Source organism: Microcoleus sp. B9-D4, from assembly GCF_036705105.1.
GTDB lineage: Bacteria > Cyanobacteriota > Cyanobacteriia > Cyanobacteriales > Microcoleaceae > Microcoleus.
In genome coordinates this window covers 1-26,260 of the sequence record NZ_JAUBTS010000011.1, presented here as the reverse complement: position 1 = coordinate 26,260, position 26,260 = coordinate 1, and the positions used below count along the sequence as shown (strand labels likewise).

The 26,260-nt window shown below is 44.8% G+C and carries 30 protein-coding genes and 1 pseudogene; 15 read left to right on the top strand and 16 right to left on the bottom strand.

Going from position 1 to position 26,260, the window contains the following annotated elements:
* The first annotated feature begins 187 nt into the window (after positions 1-187).
* The 9 genes from QUB24_RS09215 (at position 188) to QUB24_RS09175 (ending at position 13,550) form a co-directional block, all read left to right on the top strand.
* Complete coding sequence (locus tag QUB24_RS09215) at positions 188-490, top strand: hypothetical protein (RefSeq protein ID WP_333152683.1); 303 nt, start codon at positions 188-190, stop codon at positions 488-490.
* A 210-nt stretch (positions 491-700) separates the two neighbouring features.
* Entirely contained in the window at positions 701-1,390 is a 690-nt protein-coding gene (locus tag QUB24_RS09210) for a VWA domain-containing protein (RefSeq protein ID WP_333152681.1), read from the top strand.
* Positions 1,390-2,136: a PP2C family serine/threonine-protein phosphatase gene (locus tag QUB24_RS09205; protein WP_333152679.1), complete on the top strand. Its 747-nt coding sequence runs from the start codon at positions 1,390-1,392 to the stop codon at positions 2,134-2,136. The genes QUB24_RS09210 and QUB24_RS09205 overlap by 1 nt, the downstream gene beginning before the upstream one ends.
* Complete coding sequence (locus tag QUB24_RS09200) at positions 2,133-3,530, top strand: protein kinase domain-containing protein (RefSeq protein ID WP_333152677.1); 1,398 nt, start codon at positions 2,133-2,135, stop codon at positions 3,528-3,530. The genes QUB24_RS09205 and QUB24_RS09200 overlap by 4 nt, the downstream gene beginning before the upstream one ends.
* Positions 3,530-6,862, top strand: coding sequence for an AAA domain-containing protein (locus tag QUB24_RS09195; RefSeq protein WP_333152675.1), 3,333 nt, complete (start codon positions 3,530-3,532; stop codon positions 6,860-6,862). Before QUB24_RS09200 ends, QUB24_RS09195 begins: the two co-directional genes overlap by 1 nt.
* Positions 6,825-8,414 carry a hypothetical protein gene (locus tag QUB24_RS09190; protein WP_333152673.1) on the top strand — a complete coding sequence of 530 codons (1,590 nt, stop codon included), beginning with the start codon at positions 6,825-6,827 and terminating at the stop codon, positions 8,412-8,414. The genes QUB24_RS09195 and QUB24_RS09190 overlap by 38 nt, the downstream gene beginning before the upstream one ends.
* Positions 8,415-8,438: 24 nt before the next feature.
* Complete coding sequence (locus QUB24_RS09185) at positions 8,439-10,826, top strand: hypothetical protein (protein WP_333152671.1); 2,388 nt, start codon at positions 8,439-8,441, stop codon at positions 10,824-10,826.
* 2 nt (positions 10,827-10,828) lie between these two features.
* The gene (locus tag QUB24_RS09180) at positions 10,829-12,940 is read left to right on the top strand and encodes a hypothetical protein (RefSeq protein ID WP_333152669.1); all 2,112 of its coding nucleotides are present in this window, start codon (positions 10,829-10,831) and stop codon (positions 12,938-12,940) included.
* A 259-nt stretch (positions 12,941-13,199) separates the two neighbouring features.
* Positions 13,200-13,550, top strand: a complete 351-nt coding sequence (locus QUB24_RS09175; protein ID WP_333152667.1) for an HNH endonuclease — start codon at positions 13,200-13,202, stop codon at positions 13,548-13,550.
* Here the strand turns inward: QUB24_RS09175 and QUB24_RS09170 are convergent.
* The 3 genes from QUB24_RS09170 to QUB24_RS09160 form a co-directional block, all read right to left on the bottom strand.
* Positions 13,513-14,370 (bottom strand): 3'-5' exonuclease, encoded by an 858-nt coding sequence (locus tag QUB24_RS09170; protein ID WP_333152666.1) that lies wholly within the window; start codon positions 14,368-14,370, stop codon positions 13,513-13,515. The genes QUB24_RS09175 and QUB24_RS09170 overlap by 38 nt on opposite strands.
* 268 nt (positions 14,371-14,638) lie before the next feature.
* Positions 14,639-14,824: a hypothetical protein gene (locus tag QUB24_RS09165; protein WP_333152664.1), complete on the bottom strand. Its 186-nt coding sequence runs from the start codon at positions 14,822-14,824 to the stop codon at positions 14,639-14,641.
* A complete protein-coding gene (locus tag QUB24_RS09160; RefSeq protein WP_333152662.1) occupies positions 14,821-15,594 on the bottom strand; it encodes a hypothetical protein in 774 nt (257 codons plus the stop codon). Before QUB24_RS09160 ends, QUB24_RS09165 begins: the two co-directional genes overlap by 4 nt.
* 571 nt (positions 15,595-16,165) lie before the next feature.
* On the opposite strand from QUB24_RS09160, the gene QUB24_RS09155 reads away from it, so the two are divergent.
* From QUB24_RS09155 to QUB24_RS09140, 4 genes are all read left to right on the top strand, one after another.
* Positions 16,166-16,408 carry a hypothetical protein gene (locus QUB24_RS09155; protein ID WP_333152661.1) on the top strand — a complete coding sequence of 81 codons (243 nt, stop codon included), beginning with the start codon at positions 16,166-16,168 and terminating at the stop codon, positions 16,406-16,408.
* 3 nt (positions 16,409-16,411) lie between these two features.
* Entirely contained in the window at positions 16,412-16,933 is a 522-nt protein-coding gene (locus QUB24_RS09150) for a hypothetical protein (RefSeq protein WP_333152659.1), read from the top strand.
* 261 nt (positions 16,934-17,194) lie between these two features.
* Positions 17,195-20,185, top strand: a complete 2,991-nt coding sequence (locus QUB24_RS09145) for a DUF3854 domain-containing protein (RefSeq protein ID WP_333152657.1) — start codon at positions 17,195-17,197, stop codon at positions 20,183-20,185.
* Between the two features lie 139 nt (positions 20,186-20,324).
* Entirely contained in the window at positions 20,325-21,656 is a 1,332-nt protein-coding gene (locus QUB24_RS09140) for a Rieske 2Fe-2S domain-containing protein (protein WP_333152655.1), read from the top strand.
* 199 nt (positions 21,657-21,855) lie between these two features.
* On the opposite strand, the gene QUB24_RS09135 is transcribed toward QUB24_RS09140, so the two are convergent.
* Positions 21,856-22,020: a DEAD/DEAH box helicase family protein gene (locus tag QUB24_RS09135; RefSeq protein ID WP_333152652.1), complete on the bottom strand. Its 165-nt coding sequence runs from the start codon at positions 22,018-22,020 to the stop codon at positions 21,856-21,858.
* Positions 22,021-22,142: 122 nt separating this feature from the next.
* On the opposite strand from QUB24_RS09135, the gene QUB24_RS09130 reads away from it, so the two are divergent.
* Positions 22,143-22,355: a hypothetical protein gene (locus QUB24_RS09130; RefSeq protein ID WP_333152650.1), complete on the top strand. Its 213-nt coding sequence runs from the start codon at positions 22,143-22,145 to the stop codon at positions 22,353-22,355.
* 145 nt (positions 22,356-22,500) lie between these two features.
* Here QUB24_RS09130 and QUB24_RS09125 read toward each other — a convergent pair whose 3' ends face one another.
* The 10 genes from QUB24_RS09125 to QUB24_RS09080 form a co-directional block, all read right to left on the bottom strand.
* A complete protein-coding gene (locus QUB24_RS09125) occupies positions 22,501-22,731 on the bottom strand; it encodes an HNH endonuclease signature motif containing protein (protein ID WP_333152648.1) in 231 nt (76 codons plus the stop codon).
* Positions 22,728-22,991: a hypothetical protein gene (locus tag QUB24_RS09120; RefSeq protein WP_333152646.1), complete on the bottom strand. Its 264-nt coding sequence runs from the start codon at positions 22,989-22,991 to the stop codon at positions 22,728-22,730. The genes QUB24_RS09125 and QUB24_RS09120 overlap by 4 nt, the downstream gene beginning before the upstream one ends.
* 81 nt (positions 22,992-23,072) lie before the next feature.
* Entirely contained in the window at positions 23,073-23,390 is a 318-nt protein-coding gene (locus tag QUB24_RS09115; RefSeq protein WP_333152643.1) for a hypothetical protein, read from the bottom strand.
* Positions 23,390-23,758 (bottom strand): DUF7694 domain-containing protein, encoded by a 369-nt coding sequence (locus QUB24_RS09110; protein WP_333152641.1) that lies wholly within the window; start codon positions 23,756-23,758, stop codon positions 23,390-23,392. Before QUB24_RS09110 ends, QUB24_RS09115 begins: the two co-directional genes overlap by 1 nt.
* A gap of 34 nt (positions 23,759-23,792) precedes the next feature.
* The gene (locus QUB24_RS09105; RefSeq protein WP_333152640.1) at positions 23,793-24,050 is read right to left on the bottom strand and encodes a hypothetical protein; all 258 of its coding nucleotides are present in this window, start codon (positions 24,048-24,050) and stop codon (positions 23,793-23,795) included.
* Between the two features lie 58 nt (positions 24,051-24,108).
* Positions 24,109-24,348, bottom strand: coding sequence for a hypothetical protein (locus tag QUB24_RS09100; RefSeq protein ID WP_333152638.1), 240 nt, complete (start codon positions 24,346-24,348; stop codon positions 24,109-24,111).
* A 5-nt stretch (positions 24,349-24,353) separates the two neighbouring features.
* Positions 24,354-24,596, bottom strand: a complete 243-nt coding sequence (locus QUB24_RS09095) for a hypothetical protein (RefSeq protein WP_333152636.1) — start codon at positions 24,594-24,596, stop codon at positions 24,354-24,356.
* Positions 24,597-24,628: 32 nt separating this feature from the next.
* Positions 24,629-25,018: a hypothetical protein gene (locus QUB24_RS09090; RefSeq protein WP_333152634.1), complete on the bottom strand. Its 390-nt coding sequence runs from the start codon at positions 25,016-25,018 to the stop codon at positions 24,629-24,631.
* A gap of 14 nt (positions 25,019-25,032) precedes the next feature.
* Positions 25,033-25,257 (bottom strand): hypothetical protein, encoded by a 225-nt coding sequence (locus tag QUB24_RS09085; protein WP_333152632.1) that lies wholly within the window; start codon positions 25,255-25,257, stop codon positions 25,033-25,035.
* Positions 25,258-25,294: 37 nt separating this feature from the next.
* Entirely contained in the window at positions 25,295-25,504 is a 210-nt protein-coding gene (locus QUB24_RS09080) for a hypothetical protein (protein WP_333152630.1), read from the bottom strand.
* A gap of 1 nt (position 25,505) precedes the next feature.
* On the opposite strand from QUB24_RS09080, the gene QUB24_RS09075 reads away from it, so the two are divergent.
* Positions 25,506-25,631, top strand: coding sequence for a hypothetical protein (locus QUB24_RS09075; protein WP_333152629.1), 126 nt, complete (start codon positions 25,506-25,508; stop codon positions 25,629-25,631).
* Between the two features lie 42 nt (positions 25,632-25,673).
* Here QUB24_RS09075 and QUB24_RS33575 read toward each other — a convergent pair.
* Both QUB24_RS33575 and QUB24_RS09070 read right to left on the bottom strand, forming a co-directional pair.
* A pseudogene (locus tag QUB24_RS33575) lies at positions 25,674-25,754 on the bottom strand (HNH endonuclease); the annotation flags it as partial.
* Positions 25,755-25,795: 41 nt separating this feature from the next.
* Positions 25,796-26,260: helix-turn-helix transcriptional regulator (locus QUB24_RS09070; RefSeq protein ID WP_333152627.1), on the bottom strand; the 465-nt coding region annotated here is incomplete at its 5' end.

Below are 26,260 nucleotides of genomic sequence, written 5' to 3'. Positions count from 1 at the left end.
AACCTAGGGGAGCGGGACTGTGTGCGATCGTCAAGCGAGTTTCTGCTGCTGTGTATTTTGTGTGCTCTGTGTGGCGATCGCTCTCCAAGTCAGACCAACGTAAAATGATGGGGAAGCACTAAGAAATATGGAATGCAGAGAATGACTGACTGGTCGCTCGAACAAATCAATTTGCTGGACACGGACTATGCCGACATCCTTGCCAGCAGCAGCCATCCATGATTTGAACTACGACTGGCGGGGATTAACCCATCAGAAGCCCGCATCAAAACCAATTTCCTCACCAGCCGTGCGCCAAAAACCTGAGACTCCCGAACAATGGGCTACTTTAACCGAAGCATGGGAAATAGCTTGCGAATATAAGCCCACCGTTGAAGATTTTCGCTTATTGGCAGAATTCCTGTGGGAGAATCAAGACAGTGTTGAAGTTGACATTGACCTCACATTCCGCACCCTCAACGGTCACAATCGGTTTTTTAGGAATTTTTAGAACCAACCAAGTTACCTTTTATACAACGTACAAGAAAATCATTGTGGCGATCGCCAGTCAAAATGCTCAAAGACCCGCTATACAGGCGGAAGAAATCCTGTCAGGAACTTGAGTTAAGGGAAGAAAAAATTATAGAACCCTATATTTTGGAGGTTTATTGACAGGTGTAATGCAGCACATTAAAATAACTTATAAGAATTTATATTGATTATGAGCAACCTCAGAGATTTTTCCATCGCCACTGCCAGAATGATGCCCGTTATTATCCTGGCCGATGTCAGTGGCAGTATGACAGCCTATGGCAAATTGGCAGCCCTGAACCGAGCGATCGCGGAAATGATCGCAATTTTTGCCTCGGAACAGGATGCACGGGCCGAGATTCATGTCGCTGTCATTACATTCGGTGGAGATGGAGCCAACTTTCACCAGACACTACAACCAGCCTCCCAGATCCAGTGGACAGATATGGAGGCGAAAGGACCAACCCCGATGGGTGCGGCATTTGAACTAGCGACTCGGTTTCTGGAAAACAGAACAGAAATTCCCAGTCGCTCTTACCACCCCAATCTCATCTTAATCTCTGATGGACAGCCCACTGATGAGCGGGGACGCCTGGACGATAACTGGAAAAAACCTCTCGAACAGTTGTTAAATTCAGACCGGGCTTCTAGGGCTTTACGCTTTGCAATGGGTATCGGTCCTGATGCAGATGAAGAAACGCTCAAGGCATTTCTCATTGGGCAACATCCCGAAATTCCGGTATTTCGGGCCGACGAAACTAGAATTCAACAATTTTTCCGCTGGGTCACAGTAACGGTTTCCAGTCGCTCTAGAAGTGTTAATCCCAATAGCGTTTCTCCAATTGACTTCGATAATCTTGAAGAACTTTTGGACTTCTGATGTTAACTCCACCTCAGCCTGGTTTAGAATGGTTTGGAGCATCAGTCCGAGGGCGATCGCACATCCAACAGAGTCGCCCGAATGAGGATGCCTGGATGGGAATGTCTGGTGCGTTTGGCACAGCCATTGTCATCAGTGATGGGATGGGGTCAAAACCGAATGCTCGGATAGGAGCACAAATGGCTTGCCGAGCTGTCAGGGATGCCTTGAAGCCTTGGGCGAAGTCTGAGAACGCACCTGCTGCAACCCTGCTCCGTTTAGTTCATCTTTTCTGGGGATTGCGTGTCCTACCCCAGAAAGAAGAGGACAGCGCAGCAACCTGTCTTTTTGTCGCAGTATTGCCTTCAGGTGAATTAACAATCGCTCAGCTAGGGGATGGTATTGCTGCAATTCGGAATGCTGATGGCAGCCTGGAAATTCTGCAAGGTGAACGCCAGGGATTTACCAACCAGACTACTGGGCTTGGCATTGCCAAAACAACCAAGGATTGGACAGTAATTACAAAACCAGCCTTATCACCCAATGCAGCAGTATTACTGGCGACGGATGGTATTGCTGATGATTTAGTAGCCGATGGCATTGGAAATTTCATTCATACCCTCGTTACTGAGTTTGGATCAATGGCTCCGACGGCTCGCCGACACGCTTTACATCGGGAGCTCAGAAATTGGGCTACTCCCAACCACCTGGATGACAAAACCCTGGCAGTGATCTGGCGCAAGCAAGCAGAGGATGAACACAAATGAATCTTGAAGGCAAACGGATTACTGATGAACGCGGGCAAGCCTACGAGCTAGAGCGAAAATTGGGCGTGGGTGGACAGGGAGCAGTATATTCCGCAAAAGGCGGAAAACGAGCGATCAAAATCCTATTTAATAGCTCTAGCAACAGTCCGCGTGAGTTGCTCCGAGGACAGTTGCAGAATATCCGTCGAATGCCTGAGCTACGAGATATGGCGATCGCCAGACCCCTGGAAATGCTCCAAGCACCTTACCTGGGATATGTAATGGAACTCATTACGGGAATGGTTCCCATATCACTGCTGAGTAATCCTCCTCGCGATCTCGACCATCTGACAAAGTGGTATTTGAGCGGTGGAGGATTGCGTCGTCGCCTACTGTTACTAGCAGGTTGCGCTGAAGTTCTTGCTCAACTACATGGTCAAGGGTTAGTTTACAGCGATCCATCACCTAACAATATTTTCGTCTCCACTGATTTAGATGCCCACGAAATTCGTTTGATTGATGCAGATAACCTTCATTACGAAAGCTCCTCATCTACACAAGGTTTATATACACCTCGTTATGGTGCGCCAGAATTAGTTTTGGGAAAATCTGGGGTTAATAGCTTAACGGATGCTCATGCTTTTGCCGTTATTGCTTTCAAAACACTCTGCTTAATTCATCCTTTAATGGGGGATTTGGTTGAGGAGGGTGAACCAGAGTTAGAAGACAAAGCATTACAGGGTTCTTTGCCCTGGGTGGACGATCTAAGCGACCAAAGCAATGCCACGCATCACGGCTTTCCCAGAGACATCGTGTTATCTCCCAAATTAAAGGAACTGTGCCGGCGCTGCTTTAGTGAGGGGTTACGAGAACCAGTAAAACGACCAGGAATTAGTCAATGGGTTGAGAATTTGTATTCGGCGGCCGACTTCACAGTGGAGTGTCCCGATTGCGGTAGCACCTACTACGCCAATCAACAATGCTGTCCCTGGTGTGACTACCCTCGTCCACTTCAGATGCAACTGCTAATCAAACGATGGGAATCGCTGCCAGATGTGAGAGAATGTCAAAGGTTTCTCTCACAGCAGAGAGTTCTGGCGGCTCTGGCACTGACAGAACGCCAACCGTTAATCCTGACGAATCGAATTATTAATGGCAGAACAGGAGCGGATCACCATATTCCTGCGATCGAACTCCAAATCGAAAGAACTAACGTTCGTGTTCGCAGTCTCAATGGGCAATGTTTCTGGCTGTCGTCTTTTGATGGCGAACAACGAACGGTTGTAGAAGTGCAGGATGGATGGAAACGATTTCCAGCCAACGATCGACGTTATACGTGGCTGCTGCATTTTGCCCCTACCGATCGCCCACACCGTCTTGCAACATTCAGGTTTGTCTCTGGAGAACAATCATAATGAGAGTCAGCGATATTCAAAGTGGACGCATCCACACCATTGAAGTTGAACGGAGCGATCGCACCTCATTTGATGGTCAAGAATTCCTATCCATCAAGAATGAAGTTTTCCTACACAGAGATGAGATCGGGAATGACATTCTTTTGGTTCATGGCTCAGATATTTGGAATATTCAAGGTAAAGACCAACAGAACCAGACACAGTTAGAAAGCATTCTTGAACGTAATCTACCTACCTTATGCTGGTTGCTGGAAATCCGTCCGAAACAGTCCCCCAATCAACTTTCCATTAAAGTACATGAGTTTCCAGATAAGCTCTACATCCCCAATGAAATGCAGTTTGGTGTTGATGAAAAAATTATTGAAGATATTCGTACTCGGCATCGGGGCCGTTCCGAGCCAGTTGATAAAATCATCGAGTGGCTGACTCATGAACTCATTCTACTTCCAACAAGTGAAAGCCCAAAAGCACGAATATTAATCCGAACTGGTAAAAACTACCAGGATGGACTGGAAAACTCATTCCAGCTATGCGGCAACAGGATTACAGTTGATGTGCGGACTGATGACAGTCGTTTGCGGGTTGAACGAGTCACCAAGTCACGATCGCCAAAAGATGCTAGCCAGCAGCGTCCTCTAATTTTATTAGAAGCACCAATGTCATTCTGTGATATGTCGATCGCCGGGACACTACGAGGAAGCATCCAAACAGAACTAGACGCACTTACCAGAAATGCAGATACTTATCTGTCCTTATGGCGGGAATATAACGAATTGGAGGAAACGGCGATCGTCCAAAAAGCAAATGAGGTTGGCTGGATCGCTTATTCCTCTGAAAAAATGTTAGCGTCGGGCGATCATCGCTTCCACCTTGAAAAAAAGGCGAATTTGCAGGAAAGGTTGCAGGGATTGAGGGATCGATCTGAGTTTTCTCTGGAAGCGAGCGAGCGAGAACCTGACTTGAGCAGTTTAGAAAGTGTTGCTAGCGGCCAGAAGTTTTTTGGACAAATCAGTGATATTGATCCTCAAAATCTGACTCTGGACATCCGCCCATCTAATCCAGATGAATTGCTCTCTCCACCACCAAACGGATTTCTGTTTTTTTCTCTTCAAGGCGATCGCACCCGCTTAAATCGGCGTAAACGTGCCGAAGAGCTGATCCGAACAGCAACCTGCCCTATGCCTCAACTGGGGCTGATCTTACAAGATCAAAAAATTCCCCTTTCAAATTATCGCCAGCATAAGTTGCTGGATAAAACCGTAAGGGAAGCTTTTCAGGGTTCCCCCACTCCCCGCCAGAAAGAGGCACTGCGGGTCGCTATTAATACGCCCGATATTGCTTTAATTCAAGGCCCACCAGGAACAGGTAAAACCAAAGTTATTACTGCGATTCAAACCTGTCTGTCTGAAATTGAAAAAAACAGAAATGGCACAGTTTCCCATCGTTTGCTCCTGACCAGTTACCAGCATGATGCAGTTGAAAATGTGGCAGAACGAACCGTCATATTTGGGCTTCCGGCAGTTCGGGTTGGAGGTAGATCTAGTCGTAGCGATGCCCCAGATAATGTCGATCGCTGGCGTATAGAGCGAATTGATGCACTTAAAGCTGAAGGGGCTGAACTGCCAGAGACAGCTAATTTGCGTAAGGTACAAAATCTCGTCACGGGTTATGTACTAACTCCAGGAAATTTGCAGGAAACAGCAAAATTGCTAGAAGAAATTTACAATTTGACAAAAATTATGATTTCTGGAGAACTTAGCGATCGCCTTTTAGAACAAAGCCGTACCCTTACATTAGGAAATTCCACCAATTATTCAATCAATAACGAAGCTAGAGAATTAGCAATTCAAGCAATCCAATCGCTCCGCATTGAACCAATTTCATTCTTAGATGACGGACCGACTGCGGCCTACAAAACTCTGCGTCGTCTTGAATCATTAAATTTGTTATCGGATGACGATCGCCGCCTTCTAGAAAAAGCAGCCGATTGGGATAATTTCGAGTTTCCTGGTGAGCCTCCTTTTCTCAATGATTTGGCAAACCTCCAAATCAGAATTTTAGATCAACTCACTCCTACAGCAGGCGATTCAATAACCGCACCTGTTGCCAATCCTGATATCGAATCTCTATTAGAACAAGTGCGAGAGGCACTAACAGAGCAAGTGCGTCAATCCCAGTCTGGAGTCGAAGCTGTTGTAGAGGAATACCTGAACGACTTGAGAAGCGACCCTAATGGCGTCCGGCAAATGCTGCGAAATTACACCGTTGTTTTGGCAGCTACTTGTCAGCAGGCAGTAGGCAGAGAAATGGAGTCCACAACTGGGAATGTTAATAGTGTTTTTGAGACAGTCATTATTGATGAGGCAGCCAGGGCCAATCCCCTAGACTTATTTATTCCAATGGCTAAGGCAGAGCGACGGATTATTTTAGTCGGCGACCATCGCCAGCTACCCCACATTCTGGAAGAAGATGTCGAACGTCAACTGAATTCATCGAACCAGACAACTCAAGATGCCCTGAAGAAAAGCTTGTTTGAGCGGCTATTCAAACAGTTGCAGGAATGGGAAAAACGGGATGGCATTAAGCGCACCGTGACGCTGGATACTCAATACCGGATGCACCCCATCTTGGGTGATTTTGTTAGCCGCACGTTCTACGAATATCATGGAGAGCCTCCCATTAAGGCTGGTAGACCAGAAACGGAATTCTTTCACGAGCTTCCTGGTTATCAAGATAAAATCGCTGCCTGGATTAATGTCCCCCTCAATTTAGGAAGTGAAACCAAAGGACAGAGTAAGTCTCGTCCTGTAGAAGCTAGACGGATTGCAGAAGAACTAAAACGCCTCATTGAACACGACTCTCGTCTGACATTTGGGGTGATTGCCTTTTACAGAGCCCAGGTGACAGAACTCTGGCAGCAACTTTGCAAGCTGGAATTAGCAGAAGTTACAGATGACGGTAACTATCAGGTTGCTTCAGCATGGCGAGAAACAACAAATCATGATGGTAAACTCGTTGAGCGATTGAGAATTGGCACTGTTGACGCCTTTCAGGGCAAAGAATTCGATGTCGTGTTTCTCTCTGTGACCCGCAGTAACAATATTCCAGCAACACCCGATCGCCCAGAAACTTATCGCCGGAAATATGGCTTTTTACTGTTGGAGAATCGTCTTTGCGTGGCCATGAGCCGACAACAGCGGTTGCTGATTGCTACAGGTGACTTGGAGATGGTCAGAGCAGAAGCCGATCTGCCAGAGAGCGAACGTCAGGCAATTCGTGAATTAATTGCCTTTTATGAACTCTGTAAAACACCTGACGGAAAAGTTTTTTAGGACAACTGCCATGCCTTTCCGCAAAGATACTTCTGTTCTCTATTACAATCCTTTACCCAAGGCCCGTTGGAGTCAGCGACAATATTTGCTGTATCCCGTTCGTATGTATCGAGTTGTGGCGCCCCGTGTCTCATCTCGTAAAGTCAATATCTTAGAAAAAGCAGTTTTGGGAATGTGTCGCGCCGGCATCACTGAAGCTGCTAAAATTGGTCATCACCTTGATATTGGCACAGATCTAACAGCCCTCATCATCTCTCAACTTGCCGATCGAGATTACGTTGACTCACGTGGAAACCTTACTCAAAAGGGGCAAAAAGTTCTGGAAGACGAAACTTCTTCTATCGCCCAGGAGGCTACTGCTGGGTTTATCTTCCAAGATCCGTGGACAGGTGACTTATTTCCACGCTTTGCAGAGCGCGAAGACTACGCTGATGTCCGCCTCAATAATTCAGGGTTTCCAGAATTAATCCTTGGTACAACTGGTAGGCCAAATTACCAACGGGCTTTTATGCCGCAAGTCAAAAATACGATCGAACAGCAACCTTCTCCAAATGAAATTATTAAGGCGGTTCGAGAGCATGAAAGAACTCTTAAAAATGTCAGTCGTATCAAAGACGATGATGATGATGATACCTGGGTTTTTGAGAAACTTCCGACTCTCGATCGCGTAAGTTTTATTAATGAGGAACCAACCGATCTATGGCTGGCAACTTGTATCTATGTACCTGAAGATATTTCAAGTGGGAATGTCTGGAAAGTTTATGATCCGTTTGGCTTAGGAGATAGCCCCTGGTTACTCCGCAAGTTAGAGAAACACCGAAAAAATCAAACAATTCAGGGATTAGAGAATTTTTTGCTTAATATGCTGGGCGACCAACGAAAGGAGCAATTCAATAACCTTGATGATTGGCTAATCCTGGCCGATCGGGAAGCCTGTTTACAGGTTGAGGATAAATTGACTCCTGCAATTAGAAGGTGGGAGGAGTTATTTGATGATATTGTCGCCCTTGAGCGATTATATATTGAGGCGAAAGAGGTGACAGATTCTCGAATTATTCTTGATAAGATTAACAATATTTTGATCGCCTCACAAAACGCCTCTGAGAGACTTTTTAAGGTACTTCAACAAGAATATTCCACACATAATGTCTGGACAAGACTCTCACAAAGAACACAGCATAACCATGAACCACTTAATCAGTTTGCTCAAAGTGCAGGATTCACAATACCACTACCTCCCGGATTATTAAGTGTCGATCGCAATAAAATTCGTATGGCCGCCGTTCACGGAAATGGCTCTTTGCGATCGCTGATGTTGGCTGCACTTCTGGCAACTCCAGATCATTCAACCCATCCTTTAAAGGTTGCAGCGAAAAAATACCCCGATCTGCTGCATCAGTTAGATCAACTAGCTCAAAAGCGCAATTCCTATGCGGGGCACGCGACAAGCCAGCACACTACTCAACCATTAGGGCTTACACACGCGGTGCAACAAATCGATACCGTGTACAGGTTAGTCGCTGGAACATTGGAACTGTCTTATCAACCGTAAAAATTTACCTTTCTCAGGATTAATATGGCTCGCAAAAAACCATTTTCAGGTAATCAAAATCAAACCGGAGTTAAAAACCCAGGAAACAATGGAAAAAGTGATACTAATGCGGGGATAAAAACATCAAATTCCCAAAAAATAGACTTTTCTAATGAGCGGATTAATGCCTTGTCTGGCAAGGCTTCAGGACAGCTTACGAAAGAGGATTTAGAAACATTAGGCTCATCCCCTCCAGAGAGTTTTGACCTTAAGCAGCTTTGGGAGAAAGCAGAAATTTTTGATTTAGCTACCAAGCGCCTGGAATTGGAAAATCAGCAACTTGAGAGCCAAAAACAAGAGTTACAGGTTAAGCAGACTGATTTAGAAGACCAGAAGCAGAAATTGACGGAAAGATCTAAACGTTTAGGAGAGCATCGAGAGCAACTGAATCGACAACTGGCAGAAGTAAACCAACAAGAGCGCCAATTTCAAGAACGCGAAGCTAATGCAACAGCCGGATTTCTGACCCAAAATCGAGTTGCCCTATCCCAATTGGAACAACAGATTGCACAAGTCAGCCAAGAGATCGCGCAAGCTCTTAGCAAGAAGGTCGAGATCCAGCAAGAACTGACCGAAGAAATTGCTCATAAGTATGCTGAATTTGAGCAGAATATTTTTACAGAAAGACAGGAATTTGAGCAAGAGCGGCAACAACTAATTGCAGAGCGCAAATCATTGAGGAAGGAGCAAAACCGGTTAGAGATTGACCGTGAGTTACTGGATGAAGAGCGGCAATATTTGGAAGAAAAAGTAGAGCAACATGCAGTCGCAAAAGTTGAGAGCCTTGAAGCGAATTTGCGAATTTGGAAAGAACGGTATGAGGAATCCCAGAAACTACAACAAACCTTAGAAGTAAATCTACGCAAAGCTGTTGATGCAAATAAGAGATTTGGGCAACGTAATCCAGAAGAGATTTTGGCTGAGTTAGAAGACTTGCGCCGACGGAATAATGAATTAGATCAAAAATTATCTGAACGTCCCACAGAAGCTGCTGCGAGACGCTTGGAAGATTTGGAGGCTCAGAAAGAACAGTGGGAAGCAGAACATTTTCGACTGATCGTAAAAGTACAGCAATTAGAGCGTTCAGCAGCCACTAATCGCATCGCAGTTCTTAATTTGGAAACGTTGCGGGATGAAAAGGAAGCTTTAGAAGCTAGCAATAATCGTCTTCGAGCAATGCTGGAAGAGTTAAGGGTAAACGTCAATGATGCGATCGCTCAATCTAAAGAGCGTAGCCCCTTTGAGAAATGTGTCCAACTGGACAAAGATGAGAAGTTGCAAATTGCTCCCCCACTTTCACAGGAATCAATTGATCTTGCACAGTTTGCTGAAGACCTTCGTTATCGTATTGCTATATCTCAGAAGGGTAAGCCGTTGTACTACTCAGAACAGGACATCCGAGCATTCTTGGGTGGGATTGCGATGAGTAAAAGTAAACTCCACATCCTACAAGGTATCAGTGGCACGGGTAAAACCAGTCTCCCTATTGCCTTCGCACGTGCATTAGGACGGCGAGGCAGAGAGAACTATAAATTGGTTGAAGTACAAGCAGGATGGCGCGATCGCCAGGATCTAATTGGCTACTACAACTCTTTTGAAGGGAAATTCTATGAAACAGAGTTTCTCACAGCTTTGTACGAGGCTCAGTGCCCCGAATTCCGCGATCAAATTTATATCATCATTCTAGATGAAATGAATCTATCTCGTCCTGAACAGTATTTTGCCGACTTTCTTTCCAAATTAGAACAGGATGCCCCTGAACTGATATTAAATACCGATTTAGAACGCCCCTCACCCAAACTTTTCAAGAAGAAGGACACACTTATCATTCCACCAAACGTCTGGTTCGTGGGAACTGCTAACCAGGATGAAACAACTTTAGAATTTGCCGATAAAACTTACGATCGCGCTCATGTGATGGAACTTGAACGCAGTCAGGAAAGCTTTGATATTCCTCAACTTTCACGAAGAGAGCCGATCTCTTATAATGCACTGACAACTGCTTTCAAGGAAGCTCAGAAACAACATCAGAGTCAAGCTACTAAAGCATTCGACTTTCTGAATGACAACCTATCTAAGATATTGGAAAGTAAGTTCAAAATTGGTTGGGGAAATCGACTACAACGTCAAATTAATGATTACATCCCGGTTGTGATTGCGGCAGGAGGTTCCCTAACTGAAGCGACAGACCACATTCTGGCAACTAAGATTTTGCGAAAAGTGCGCGATCGCCATGACATCCAACCTGGAGATATGACCGAACTTAAGGAAACGATAGAAACATACTGGTCTGAACTAGACGCAGGTCAACCAGTCAAGTCATTTAACATTCTGCAATCGGAGTTGCAGCGGCTTGAGCGAGGAGCGTATTGATCATGCAGTTTTACAATCGCTTAACTGGACAAAGTTGTAAAGAAATGCCTGCTCAACTATTATTGGGTCAATGGCAGATTCATACTGAAACAGAAACAGCTACAGTCAATGCTGTCCCCATATCACCGCAATCCAGACTATATGTTTTTCCTGATACTGGGAAACGCTTTTCAATAATAGTGTTAGATGAAAGTAGAAAGGAACAATCTTTTCCTGATTGGCAAATTCCTTCTGATTTGCTGTTGGAAAGCCTGGGCTTTTTTGCGGGAACCCTCGATAACCTCGATAAACTCGATAAACTCTCAGGTGATTTATGGAAGAAATGGGTAAATACATCGCCACTGGTGCATGATATTGGAGAAACTATTCGTCCCCAAAAATTAGAGGAACTTCTGGAGAGACATATTGGACATATTGAGGAAATTTGTCATCGTCCAAGAACTTATCTCAAGATGGAAACCGACAGATTACCTATCTCCCGCGTGCAAAGAATTTCGCCCCATGCTACGGAGTTTTTGTCGGCTCATACAGAAGACTGGGAGAAACGAACGTTTCGGAATGTACGTCCGAAGAGAGTTTTATGTCTGATCCGAGAAGACCTGTTAGATATTTATGAGAACAAAGTTACCGCTCGATTAATTGATCATCTGCTGGAATACCTCCAGAAACGAATTATCGAAGTGAAGGCTCTTCAAAGAGAGTTAGAGCAAGCAGATGACTTCTCTAAAGACACTACTCAAAAAATTTATTGGCGAAACCGACACCGAATTTGTAGCCTTTGGGGCGATCAGTTTCAAGACGGAACTGCCCTGAAAACAGCGGAAAAGACACTCAAACTATTGAAACAGTTGCAATACAAGCTACGAGGATTGCTAGATACGGAGTTATATCGTGCTATCCCCAAACAGGCAACAGTTGGCAATACCCTCAAACGAACTAATATTCTGATCAACGATCAGCATTACCGCTATGTGGACAAGTTGTGGCAAGCTTGGATGCCCTGGAAGCGTGACCACACACAGACTCCCCAACAGATATTTGAAACCTATAAACAAGGCTTTAAGGGGTTTGAAGCTTTCTGTTTACTTCTAGTTAGCCGTGCTTTAACAGGTAACGGAACAGATGATCGAGGGATAGGATTTGAGGTTGATGATCTGTCTGATTTGCAATTGGGTAGCTCGATTCAATTCAACAGCCCAAGAGGTAGCATAACTTTGAGCTGGCAGCATGATGGAAATATTTTATTGGAAGCAGACAAAATTCAACATCTGAAATTAATTCCATTAATGCTCCCCTTAACTGCTACAGAAGATGCAAATGTAATTAATCCTATTATTGACGAATTTCGTTCCGCTTGTTCTGAAAATCCGAACGGCACAGTAATAATTCTGTATCCAGGAACTGAGGATGAGCGACAGAAGTTACCTCAGTTACTTCAACAAGAAATTAATAGTTTAAAAAAGCCATTGGCTGTATTACCTGTTAGCCCACTAGATATTCTCAGTGTTGAGCGTATTGCTCGTGCTATCCAATGGTGGCTCTATAGCCAATACTGTCAAATCTATCCTTTCACAATTGAGGAGAAAATACCTGCGTCACTGCTGGAACAAAATTCATGGATTATTCAGGAAGGACGACATTATAAATTACTTTGTTCACCTAAACCTGAAGAACAGGTGGATTTTGAAAATCGTCTCTCACAACTAATTAATCAAGCTAAAGCTCATGGACCGAAAGCTAAAGGAGAACTACTTGAATTACAGACTCTGGATAACTTCCCGGCTCGAACAGAAGAACGATTTAAGCCCTTGTTAACTTGTCCAACCTGTTACAAGAAAAGCGATCGCCTTGAGCCTCTAGATAGCCAGTGCTTCCGTTGTGATTGTAAAAGTGGCAGGGATTGCGGAACGGAGTGGGGAATGCGAATTTGTGGCACGTGTAGCGAGCATTACCCATACATCAAACTCTCTGATTCAGGTATTCTTAACTCATGGTACGATCGACAAGTAGAATCTGTCGATCGCATTTTCGGTAGAAACGTATTAGCAATCCCTTGTCGGAGAGATAAAGATACTAAAAGCTTTATCTGTCCAGCCTGTGGGGCTTGTAGTTGAAACCCATCTTCGGCACTCGATGGCGTGTCACACCAGGAATTTTGGGATAAGCGAGTATTTTGGACTGGCGATGGCCACAATGATTTCCTTGTACGTTCTCTAAAACGTAACTTAATTTGTTCTCAAAATTCCGAAAAAACCGATTGTGACAGTAGAGGAGGCTGAAGGTGGGTTGATTGCTGACAGCTTTGAATCGAATTTACTTTCACTTCGATAACAGAGCGATCGTCATATTTTGAAAAAATGAGCTTTTACCGCTATGCCTAAACCAAAGAGGTATCCCGACAATTGGCAACAAATTGCGCTCTCGGTGAAAGAAAACGCGGGCTGGCGTTGTGCTAAGTGTCGCCAACAGTGTCTCAGACCCGGTAAACCCAGCGGCTTAACTAAATCTGAACGCTTAAAAGTAACTTTGACTGTTCACCACCGCAATCGAATACCGGAGGATAACCGTCTCGAAAACTTAGTCGCCCTGTGTACCGCGTGTCACCTGTCGTACCACAATAGAGGTCAGTCCAACGTATCGCCGGGGCAATTATCTTTGTTCCCCGATGACGGTATTGATTGGGAGCTCATGAGTTTTTCTGAGGAATTGGCACGGGGCAATTGATTCGATCCGAATCCGCTGCCATTTTCTTAATTAATTGGAGGGCTGCTATGCAATCTTCTAATGCTCGGTGTCCGCCGTTGAGAGGGAAATACTGATAATCTTTGTAATAGTAGTTCCAATCTCCCCTCCACTGTGCTACCCATTCCATGAGGCACTCGGAGCGTTTTTTGAGCTTTAAAATTGGCAAGTTGTGAAGGCGACAGCAGTAATTCAAGATTTTAATATCGAATTCGGCATTGTATATCAAAATCTGTTTATCTTTAAGGACTTCAACAATGCGGGGATAGATTGTGGGAAAACTCGGAGCACTCGCTACCATTTCATCTGTTATCCCGTGAATTTCTGCTGCTTCTGCGGGGATGGGAATTGAGGGTTTGATGAGGGTATCCAGCAAGGTTTCTTCAGTGCGATCGATAATTGCTATCTCTACAATTTCAGCATCATCTAGCCCCGTAGTTTCAGTATCCAGAATCACTAAATCGTTCTTGCTTAATTGTTCTCTTGCCCAAAGAACAGCACTCACCCTATCTCTTTCGATAAAACCAACTTCCCGATACCACTCTTGATAATCCCGCTTTATTTGAGCTTTGAGCCGATTAGCGGCTAAAGTTTCCAATTGTTTGGGAGATGGCTTTCTTTTGGGTCGGCAACATTCGGGGTTGTTGGGGTCGTAAAGGAACACATCGTATTTTCGGGTTTCGATGATGCCTGAAGGTTTTAGAGGCGAGAGTCCTAATTCACCGAGTTGCTTTTTAGTTTTCAGGTGCGGTGGCGGTTCGTTGGATTCGCCCCACCAACTGTACTTTGTGAGTTCCACCATTGCAGTTTCCCCATCTCTGCCATTCTATTATTGCATCATTGAGGAGAAACAAAGCAACTACGAATACCGTATTTGTTGGTAATTAAGCGTCTGATTTTTACCTCTGATGGCGAAGGAAATTCGATGGTTCCATTGACCGCATCGGCTGTTAAAAATAGCTACGTCTACAGGCTTTTGATTGCCAAGAAGTGCCATGACCCGAAACTTTGATTCTTTCGTTAGCTGTTTTCGGAACCCCCCGAAGTAGCTAACGAAGAATCAAAATAAATTATTTCCTTTCTGGAGCGCTAAATGATTTGGCATCCCAGATACCCCAGACTTCCCGTGCAGAAGATACGGCTCCTTGAAGCGCTTCTGCTGCCGATCGCCCGAACACTACGATTTGGCGGGGTGGATTGTACTTGCGGGTAACGGTAACGCTCCACCGAAATTGATGGCTTCTGAGTGCTCTCATCGATCGTCCCTCCCGTCGCCTGGAGATGGTGCTGTCGGTGCGTTGGATTCGCTTGATATTCGCCAACACAATGCGCTTGCTAGTTGGTTTTGTTCGACACGATCGAGAACTCGCACTGTCGGGAACCAAGCCTGCAAGTGAGATAAGTCGCTGTTGACGCTACCCGAATATGCTTGAAACGGGTCGGCTTCCAAACAAACAAAGGTTCGTAAAGTGTAAAGCTCATCCAAGTTGAGTCCGTCCAATCTGTTGATTAAGGATTCGAGAGAATATTTTCGGGGCGTCGTGTGTCCCGCAATCGCTTGTTCTCCCAGTTCCCACCAACTCATCATGTTGGCTCGTTCGGTGTCACACAAAATCTCATGTTTCCGAACGCAGATGTAAACTGGCTGTCCGTCTTCCTCTAGCGGGTTGTCTCGGTCATTTAGCAGGCGACCAGTGACTGTTTCAGGGCGAACGTCGGTCACTTCCATGCGTCCCATTGTGGTTGTGACGCGGGGATTGGGTATTTCTACAAAGCTTGGTCGGGCGGGTTGCGATGGCTGTCCGTAATCTGCGAACATAAAGGAAATCTCCCGAAAGTGAGTGCCAAACCCCGCCCTTTGAGATTGCGAGTCATAGGGGGCGGGGTTTGGTTTTGGGTTTTTGACGCTAACAAAGCTAAGTAAAGCAACCACATCGGGAGTACAGATAACTGTTTCATGCTTCTGCTTGGTTTGTCGGCGTTCGTGAGTGTATGATAACTCATACGGGATAGTTGATGCAAACATCCCGTATGCACCTATTAACCCATTAAGCAAAAAACGAGCTTTAACGGGTAGTCTGGGATATATAAAGTAATTGCGTTAGATATCCCAGTGGCCGACCGAAAAACTACAGAACCAGTACCCACCTTGAAAGTCACATTTCCTTCTCGAACACTTCGAGAACGGTTCAAGGCTATTTGTGCGTTGAACGGAAAAAACATGAATGAAGTGCTTATCGATTTGGTCAAACAGTACATAGAACAGAATCAGCAGAACGATCGCCCTGAAACTGAAAGCGACACAAGCGGCTGAGCCTGTAAAAGTTCAGAAGCTCGACAGGAGTGTAAGTTATACGTCTCGAATTTCTGAGCGATCGCAAACACTCACAATCTCGTCGAAAGTACACTCCGACCATCGGTTTGGGTGCGACACTCAAAAGATTCCGATACGCCGAAAGCTTCATAAAATTGCGATTTTAGGCACAACCATAGCAAGCGTGAGGCGTTTCAAACTTTTTGAGTTTACAAACGCTCAAATGCTTACTAGGAGAAGCTGGAGGCGTTTCAAAACACATCAATTTAAAGGAGTGACCGCAATGATTGGATGGCCATTTAGCAAAAGTGAGGATGACGATTCGGAGCAGGAAAACAGACATTCGGCATCATCTGAAGAAGATTGCAAGGAGATGGAAAAGAAGTACGGGTGGGAACTCAAAAGAATCGAACAAAACGAGGACGATTCAGACCTCGAAGTCGATTGCGTCTTCAAAGGCAAACAGACGAGTTTTTGGGATATGTGGGGCGACCACCAAGACGAGCGAGATAAAGATGAGGTATAAACCATGACATTACTCGAACAAATAACACCAACTGAAGAAATCGAACTCTACGACCCATTGGCAAGCAAGTCTACGCTGAACCTTTACCTAGTCAAAGAGCAAGAAAAATGGGTGCCGATCGAGAGCAAAGAGCTTGTGATTGGGAAACAGTTGACTCGACTGTTACAGCTTTCTCACGATTCGCGTCCACTACTCAAGCGTCAGGTCAAACTTGGCGAACGGCTCACCTACCACGTAAAAAAAGAGGGTAGCCCTTGGAAAGCTTACCTTGTCACTCCTTCGGACTGGGTAGTGGTCAGAGTGTTTCGGTACGAAGCTGACCTATCAGAGGTTGAAGGGGATATGCCGGAGTTTCGGGATGTACAGATTGCTTACTGCGAACGCCAGCCTTTGACACCAGAGGAAGCTGAAACAATGACTTATGAGATTGTTAGCCAGGTTTCTGTGGATTCATGCGGTGGCGATAAGGAAGCTTATCAACAATTCCTTGCCAGCCAGCAATCTAAGCCATACGTCCGCGTATAGAATTTGAAAAGGCTGTTGCCGACAAGCGATCGCCCGCATCGATTAGACCAGACCAAAAAAAAGAGTCCGCAGTCTTTAGAAGAGACGGCAGACAAACAAATTTCAAAAACTTTAGATTCATCATAGTCTATTTCTGCCACTACCGCATCATTTGCACCTTTGCACCTCAGCGGTAGTTACAGCAGAGCCGTCTCTTCTACATTTAGCGGGTTTTTGTACAAAAACCAGTTAGCACCGCTATGAGTAGCGAGAGAGGCATCTATGAATGTTGTACAGCAAATTCAATCTACCGCGTACCTTTGCCCCAAACACAAGAGCCACATTGAGAGCCGGGGGTTGTTGAATGATTGGAGTTACGCCAACTGTCGCACCGTATCTGCGGATGAGGCATCATTTTACTTGGGGTACACGGCAAAGTCTGGCGGTATCCTGTTTGTGGGAAAAACAACACAATTCCAATTCAGACCGGACAAGCCTTGGAAATCAGAAAGCTGCAAGAAAGCGCCCAAATATCGGACTCCCGTTGGTGAATACGACGCATTCTTGCCCCAGCATCCCACCGACAAAAACTACTGGGATACCGAAAATCTCAAGCAGCACTGCTACCGCATCAACGACCATCCGTGCATTGTCCTCACTGAAGGCCCGTTCAAAGGAATCGCCGGGTGCGCTAACGACATCCCAACTATTGCACTGCTGGGCGTTTCAATGGGTCTTACCTCTAAAAAAGGAGACATTCAAGGCAAGCGCTACTTGGTCGAAACTTTAGAAAAGTACGCCCGTGCCGGCTTCGGGTTCATCATTTCCTTCGATGCCGATGCCACCACCAACCCAAACGTCACCTGGGAACAGAGGAAACTCGGTCTACAGTTGCTCAAATTCGACGTTCCGGTCTACAGTGCAACTGGAGGTTGGGATGCGGGCATCGAAGGCGAGACAAAAGGCATGGATGATTTGATTCAACGAAAGAGCATTGAAGCTTTTAGGAAAGTGCTGGCCACGTCCGTTACTTTTAAGGACTGGGAATCAAAAACCTTTGGAGGCGACGGCGGCAGTGGTGGAACTAGAGACAGATACTTAGTCCCCAAGTCCACAACGTTTGAGGTACATTGCCTCAAGAATTTATTCGGAGATGATTGGATAGTCATCAATGATGCTTTCTACCAATGGAACGGGCGCTATTGGCAATTCCAAGATGAAGCGGATGTGAACAAACTCATCGGCGACTTTACTGAGAATTGCTACGAAACAGCAGAAGTCGGCAAAAAGTTTAAGTTCGGCACTAACAAATTCTTAGATTCGGCTTTTAAATATTGCCGGAAGGTGCTGCACCAGAAGGTTGACACTTCTCGGAACCACCTCAAATCATTCTCAAACGGCACTGTGGATTTGAGAACTGGCGAACTGTTCCCACACGACAAGGAACATTACCTGCTTTCTTGTTCCCCCTGCGATTATGTGCCGGGGTCAGAATGTCCAGCCGAATTTAAGAAATTCATACTTTCTGCCTACGGTATCGAGCAAGTAGAAGTCATCAGGGCTTTGACTTCGATGTACTTAGACCCAACCGCACCTTACGGGAAATTTGCTTACTTGATTGGGGATAGCGGTAGCGGGAAAGGCGTGATGCTGCGGACTTGGGCAAACTTACTCGGCGAAGAAAACAGCGTTAGTTCCAATAGCTTGACCGAACTGACAAAACCTGAAGGTCGGCATCAATTATTAACTGGTAAATCCTTGTTTTACATCCCCGACGCGGGCGGATTTCTTAGCGGACTCAAAGCTTTTTACGAATTGGTAGACAATGGCGGCATTTCGGGACGGGCTCTATTTTCGGCATCGGCTTACCAGAAAAAATGGAACGTGCGATTTGCGATCGCCTCCGTCGAACACATCCAAACGGAGAACAGTGGCGATGGTTGGGACAGGCGCTGCATTCCGTTGCAAACCCGCGCCCGCATCGCCAACATTGAAGACCCGGAGCTAGGACGCAAGTTATCCACTGAGTTAGGTTCGATCGCCAGTTGGGCGTTATCAATGGACAAGACAGAACGCGACCGCATTTTGCTCGTACCGTCCACCAATCCATCAATTGTCGCGTTGAAACAGGATGGCGCGATTCTAGGGGATAGCGTCCGTTCGTTTGTCGATCGCTGTTTGAGAGCGGGTGGCGATAGTTACGTTGGTAGTGATCTGCACAGTTGGTACGTGGCGTACTGCAAAGCCCACAATCTCTCGCCAAGCGGTTACAACAAGTTCGTTCACCACTTGCAGCGAGTATTGTCAAATCACTGGAAAGCTTCCGAGGTTGTGCGAGAAGGCGACAAAATCAAGCGCATTCCGGCTCAGTGGCAGGGACTTCAGATTTTACCGTGCTTTGTTGATGTAGCAATCGCGGAGGATGAAGATGGCAGCAACCGCCCCCACATCCCGAACTGGGCTTGCATCAAAACTATTTGCTGTGATGGTGGATTGCAAGAATTAACTCAAACCCGCACGGTTACAGGCACTTCAAAGATTGCAGAAATTCCAGCACATTCTCAAATAGCTCAAACCGTTGTGGTTACAGGCGTTACCAGCAATTCTGAAATTGTTACAACATCTGAAAACGCTGAAACCCGCATGGTTACAGACGTTACAGCGTTACAAGATGAAAGTAGCCAATCTGAAAAAACACCATCACCTGACATCGCCCAGAGTGTTAATCATAAAGTCGAGTCTCAGCCAGTAACTGATGTAACGCCTGTAACAGCGCCTGTTACACCCACTTTTGACCTGGAACCCAAACCATGTAACAACTCAAAAACTTGTAACAATTCGATCGCCCCTCCACTCGAATTCACCCCCGGCGATCGAGTGAAAGTTTCGGCCCAGTATCCCGGTGCCGAGGAGTACAAAGGCGAGGGAGCGACCGTAGTTGAGGTGTGGAGGGATGGGCGGGAATGCCTGTTGGTTGAGCTTGACCGCGAAGTGACAATTCTGGGTCAATCAAAAAAACAACTCTACCTTGACCGACGTTATTTAGTTTTAGAATCCGCTGCCGACTCAAATCTCAACGAAAACGAACTAGAACTGGTTGAACGTGCACTCCAAGCAATTGCGGACAACAACCCCGCAGCAGCCCATGATGTCTACTGCCAAGTGCATGAATTGGGAGTTAAGGAAGCGGTCAAAGCAGTGCTGACAAACATTGAAAATGAGGATTTTAGACGGCTAGTTAAACTTTGGAAGAAAAGGAAAAGTCAACCTTAACCTAATGTCGGCGTTGCTCCCGAAGGTCTGGGGTAGAATATAAGGACACCTCCATTTCTTGTGTGAGCGCGCATAATAACCCAAGGGAACCTGGAGGTCTTTTCCTTTCCCTACCCCCGGTACCTTAATTTTTTGTCAAATGAAACCAGAATTCAATTTTTTTGAGCATTGGTATCCTGTGATACCACTCGAAGACTTAGATCCCAAGCAACCAACTTCAGTAACACTTTTGGGGCTGCGTTTAGTGATCTGGAAACCCAAATCATCTGAAACTTTCCAAGTGTTTTTAGATCGATGTCCCCACCGCCTTGCACCCTTAAGTGAGGGGCGCATTGATGACGAAACAGGGAATTTAATGTGTAGCTATCACGGTTGGCAATTTGATGAGCAGGGAATTTGTACTCATATTCCCCAAGCGGAAAATCCAGAACTTGTAAGCAAGAATAAAGAAAATCTGTGTGCTGTAGCACTACCAGTTCGTCAGCAACAGGATTTACTCTGGATTTGGCCAGATGCAAAATCAAGCGAACAAGCTGCAAATACACCCTTACCTCTATCACCGCAAATAGATGCAACTAAAGGCTTTGTTTGGTCTTCTTTTGTACGAGATTTAGAATATGACTGGGAAACCCTTGTAGAAAATGTGGCAGATCCGAGTCATGTTCCTTTTGCTCATCACGGCGTGCAGGGCAATCGCAAACAAGCAAGACCGATTGCGTTCAAAATCGTGCAATCAACACCCAATTTGATTGAAGGGGCAATAGTTGGGCCTTTTCAAACAAAAATCACTTTTGAACCACCTTGTCGCTTAGAGTATGCGTTCAGTTTTGGCGATGGCAGCAAAAAGTTTGGATTGCTCACCTACTGTATACCTGTGTCTCCTGGGAAGTCTAGAATTGTCGCTCTATTTCCCCGTAACTTTGGCAAAACACTCTATCGTCTCAAACCCCGTTGGTGGGATCACATCACCAATCGCAATCTTGTTATTGAGGGAGATATGATTCTTCTACAGCAGCAAGAGTATTTTCTCCAACAAGCAAAATCTACCCAAAGCTGGAAAACTGCCTATCATTTACCTACAAGTGCAGACCGTTTCGTAATAGAGTTTAGGAAGTGGTTTGACGGCTATTGTCACGGACAACTCCCCTGGATCGAAGTTGGAATCAATGTTCCACCGACACGGAATATCAATAACGATCGCCAACAAACACTCGATCGCTACAAACAACACACCCAACATTGTAGTAGCTGTCGAAAAGCACTTTTGGTCGTGGAACGCTTACAAGCATTGCTTTTAGGCTACTTTGTAATTACTGTTTGCGCGGTTGCTCTCTTTCCTGATGAATTGCGACTTTATGTGGGCTTACCCTTAATTGTGATAGCACTACTAGGTCTAGGAGCATACACTTGGCTGAGATTCTGGCTGCGTCCTAGATTTAACTTTGTGGACTACATCCATGCACACAGATAAAGGCAATTTTCAGGCACTTTTGCCGTAGTTTCCTGCTAAAAATCAATAAATGAGCCAACAGATGCTCACAAGATAAATATACTAATTATCCTACCTAAATTTATGTTTTTAATCATTTTCTGGCGTTGCTGAGTTATGGTTTGAAAAGCTAAATGCCAGTCATATAAACCAGTAGCCACAAAGCTTCTGGATATTCCAATTATTTTTTCAGACCCTGATTAAGCAACGCCGATTCTTTTAGGGCAATCGCAGCAAGTCGCAGTGTGGTACTTTTCCCACTTCCGGCAACTGCATTGCAGCATCCGTGTCCTACTCCCTTTTTTACCCAGTCGATGATTTTTTCTTGGTATGATGAAAGCTGCATATATTTAAACTTAAGCTTATGCTGTAAACTATTTACAGTATAGACTATAAAGCACAACGAGTTTCGTTTCATCAGGGGTGTATTGATACAATCAACCAGTAAAAATAAAGAATAATAGACTGATGGAAGACAATAAGATTTCCCAATTCATTCAAGCGCTTAAATTCTTCGAGCTAGAACTAGAAGAAATAACGGGACAACCTGGTTATGAAGATAGGAGAGGCAAAGTGATTGCGGTAAGGAAAAAAGGCGATAAGTCACGAATACTGTGCGCTTATTCCACCTACGACGAACTGTTAGATTGGGCAAAACAACAATTCCGCAACCACAATTAACGCTTGAGTTGAAGATAATTTTACCCTCTTTTAGAGAAAGCTGGACTGCCAACATTTTCGTATTCATGGGTTTTTTCCTCTTTTTCGGATAGCCCGGTTCCGGCAGACCCACGCATCCGTACTGTGAGGGATGCGTGGACTTTCCTCAGAACCACAAATCGCCTTGTCTAACCAGTCGCTCGACTTCCATTCTCTGCCTCGCAGACTGGAGATGATACAGGCGATGCACTGATGCGCTTGAACAAACCACCAGATTGTCTGGTGAGTTATTAGATTTATCTTCATCAAGGTGGTGGACAACTTCACCGGGTCTGAGTTTGCGCCCGATCGATTGTTCAGCAACGACGCGATGCAAGTAAACGGTTTTGTAACTCATGGTAAATAAATGGGGAAAATTGCTTGAGATGGGTCTAAAGTTTTGATTAGTGTAGCATCATGAATTTCTTGAAACCAGGCTAGGTCAGCTTCAAAAACTGCTGCCAGTGCCGGAATTAACACTTGCCAATCTTCAGGGGGAATATCAATGCAATCATTTTCTATTCGGCTGAATTCACAGAAACTTCCATTTTTTTCTGTGCGTAGCTTGCGGGCGCGTAGCGCATCGGTCAATTTCTGAGCCAGTTCCGTTTGACTCATTGATTGATACAATCGGGCATTTTTGATTAATCTGCCCAAGGTTATTTTTCAGTTCATAAAGCTTGAATTGATTGCTAAAATTTAGTCATGGGTTGTTGACGTTGCTGATTCCTTATTGTTCAATGCCCACTCTACTGCTTCGTTGAAAGCTTCATCAGTCGGCTCATCTAACATTCCTACAGCACAGAGCCATTTTAATTGAATGTTTCGTCCACCGCGACAGATTTGTGTGTTATTCGTACTATGACAAATGTGTTGCCCGTTTCCCATCAAGTTTTCGTAATAGACGGTCAACTCTGATGGAGATAGAGGTAATGGTTTTTCTCCACTAAAAGGACAAGTTTTGCACGGTTTGTCTTGAACTGGATAAGTTCTTAAGTCATTTGGATTTAGTGTCATTAAATTGTTCCTAGTTTACGAAAGTCGGGAATTGGTCGTTGGTCGAGGCATTGGTAAAGATGCAGGCAGAACTCATGAACATTTACCCATTCTGATCGAGGAGGGAGAACCTGAATTGCCAAAGCGTCTGCGCCCAAGAAAATCTCCTTGACTTTGACCAAATCTATCCAAGTCGGGACAGATTTCTTTCGCGATAAGGAAAGATGAACCCAGGATTTGCCGTCTGTTTCGATCGAACAAGAAATTATTACAACCAAACCATCGCGACTTTTATAAGCTCCGCCATCATCACCGATCGCCTGAACTGACCAATTACATGGCAATTCTTCAGCCGTGGGAGGATTCCACTCAACAGTTTTGGGTTTCATGAGACTGCCGGGAGCGACCCGGCGACAGCGCGTATTAGTATCCTAGTAAATCAAACGGATCGCGAGAATCTGTAGCTGGTTCTGGAGGATTGACTAAATCGCATTCAGATTCAGTAATTGCCTGATAAACTTCACTCAGTGCCTGAATAGCATCTGCCAAAACTAACTCGTTTTGCGTAATAAAATTCTCACTGCTTTCGATTTCCTGGTACTCTGGCTGTTTCTGCAAAAGTCGCAGTGTTTCTTCAGCACCAGCAAGGATTGATTTGATTTCTTCGACTGTGATTGTCATGATTCGTACTCCTTAACTGATTAAACTCATTAACTCAACGAATCAAAGCGAAGCATTATTAGCTGAAAAGATTTTTCAAGTAATAATTTTCATCAATTTTGTTGTCGCACACAACCATTGACTTAGCTGCTTGTTCGGCTAGCGTTCGATTCCACCCTTTGAATTCTGATTTAGCTACCAATTCAAGTTCGGGCATAACGATTGCCTCTAGATGAAATACATTTTCTGGTGAATCGTCGTAGTAGCATGAGCTTTCTATCGTAAATTTCCAATTTGACCAGTAAAATGTACTTTTCATTGCTATTAATCACGGTACAATTCAACTTCAACAATGGAGATATTCTGATTTGCAGGATGACGTTTTTCTTCAGCTAAGCGTTGTTCAGCATCCGAGCGAGTATCGAAGAATTCGGCTGCTTCAAATTCTTCAGTCCATTTCCCTTTCATTTCGAGAAGCCAATAAACGCTGCCATATTCAGTAGCATCACCAACCCAATAACTCGCCTTAAGAATCGCAAACTTGATTTCAGACTTAGGCTTAGACATAATTAAAGACCGGGAGCGACCCGGCAATCGCGCTATTCACTACACAATTGATAGGCAAATACTAAGCACAGGATGAAATTGCTTTCTAATCCGTAGCCTTCCCAACGACTATTTTTGATTCCAACAATGTGACGGCATCGCTTAAGCCATTCAACACCGCCTCGTTTGGTAATTTCTTCAAACAGTCGTGGATGTTGCTGTAATTTGCACACAATAATTTCCGTCATAATCTCGATCGATTCCTGCATATCAGGGCTTTTGTACTCTTGATAGGCAGATTCAGCATCACGGAAATTCACGCCCCTGAATGTTACCGGGTAATGATTTTTGATTTTGTTCTTTCGGAAAGCTAGCTCTGTGGGATTGGTCAAGGCTGCACCAATCCCAATATCAGAGCCAGACCAAATATTAATGCCTTCCATCTTATCAGCTCCAACTAGATAGACTGAGCGATTTGATAAGCTTGTTGATAGAGTGGATCATTACTCTTTGGTTGCTGACCTTCTTTTTGATCGCTGACGGCTAAAACTACCTTGATTTTCTGAGTTTCAATCTCTGAAGGTAGTTTCTGATTATGATAGTAATAGTTGGCAGAAGTCTGGAAAAAGGTAGGGAGATCGGCTTCATATTTCAGAAACCGAACTAAATCTTCTAATTTCATAGCATTGAAAAAAACAACACTACCTCAAAGCGAAGCATTACTCTGACTTGTGACGGTTGCCTTCAAATTCTTCGATTTGAATGCCGATCGGATATGACTCTTCATCATATTCCGCAAGATATGGATCGACTTGGCTAGCTTCAGTTACTTTGCCGGAAGTAAATAGAGGACTGGTTGCTGCTAGTGCGACGGTCAAAGCTGTTGTAACGGCAAGAATCGTGTGTTGTGTTTTCAGGGAAATACCCAAAATGGTTTACTGGAACTGGAATAACTTATTTGAGCAAGCTGTTGATTTAAAGCCACAAATCGCCTACTTGAATCAGAGGTCGATGGCGTACCGCCCCGCAAGCTACGGCTTCAAGTTTCTGTCTTAGAGAACGGACATGGTATCGTCCGTGAACAGAAGGACTAGAACAAATCACCAGGTTTTCTGGCGCATTATTGGATTTATCCTCATCCAGGTGATGAACTACTTCACGCCCGTCTGAGTTTGCGATCGAGAGTTTGTTCCGCCACCACCCGATGCAGATACACTGTTTTATAGTTCATAGTGTTGTTGATTGAAGTAAACGGGAAATACGGCTAGTGCTTTGCTGAAATCGAAAGGTTCGACTTCGGTTTGCTGACGGATTTCTTCAAGCCAACCAATCTCACAGGAGAATATTTCAGCAAATTGGGGCATAAGCCAGTCATACTCAGGTAATCGCACATCAACTCGGTTGTTTTCGATTTTTGATAGTAAGCAGCGGTCGATCGTCTCAAAACTGTCTGATGGCACAATCAGCAATTTACACAAATCTTTCTGGCTCAACCCGTAGTGTTGCCGAGCATTTTTAATGGTTTTGCCCAGGGTTATTTTGCATTGCATAGTAAGAATTCTGGGAGCAACCCAGATATACGCTCTTAAAGTGTTAAATCTCCAAAGCGAAACATTACCAGAAACATTACCAGAAACATTACCAGAAACATTACCAGAAACATTACCAGAAACATTACCAGAAAC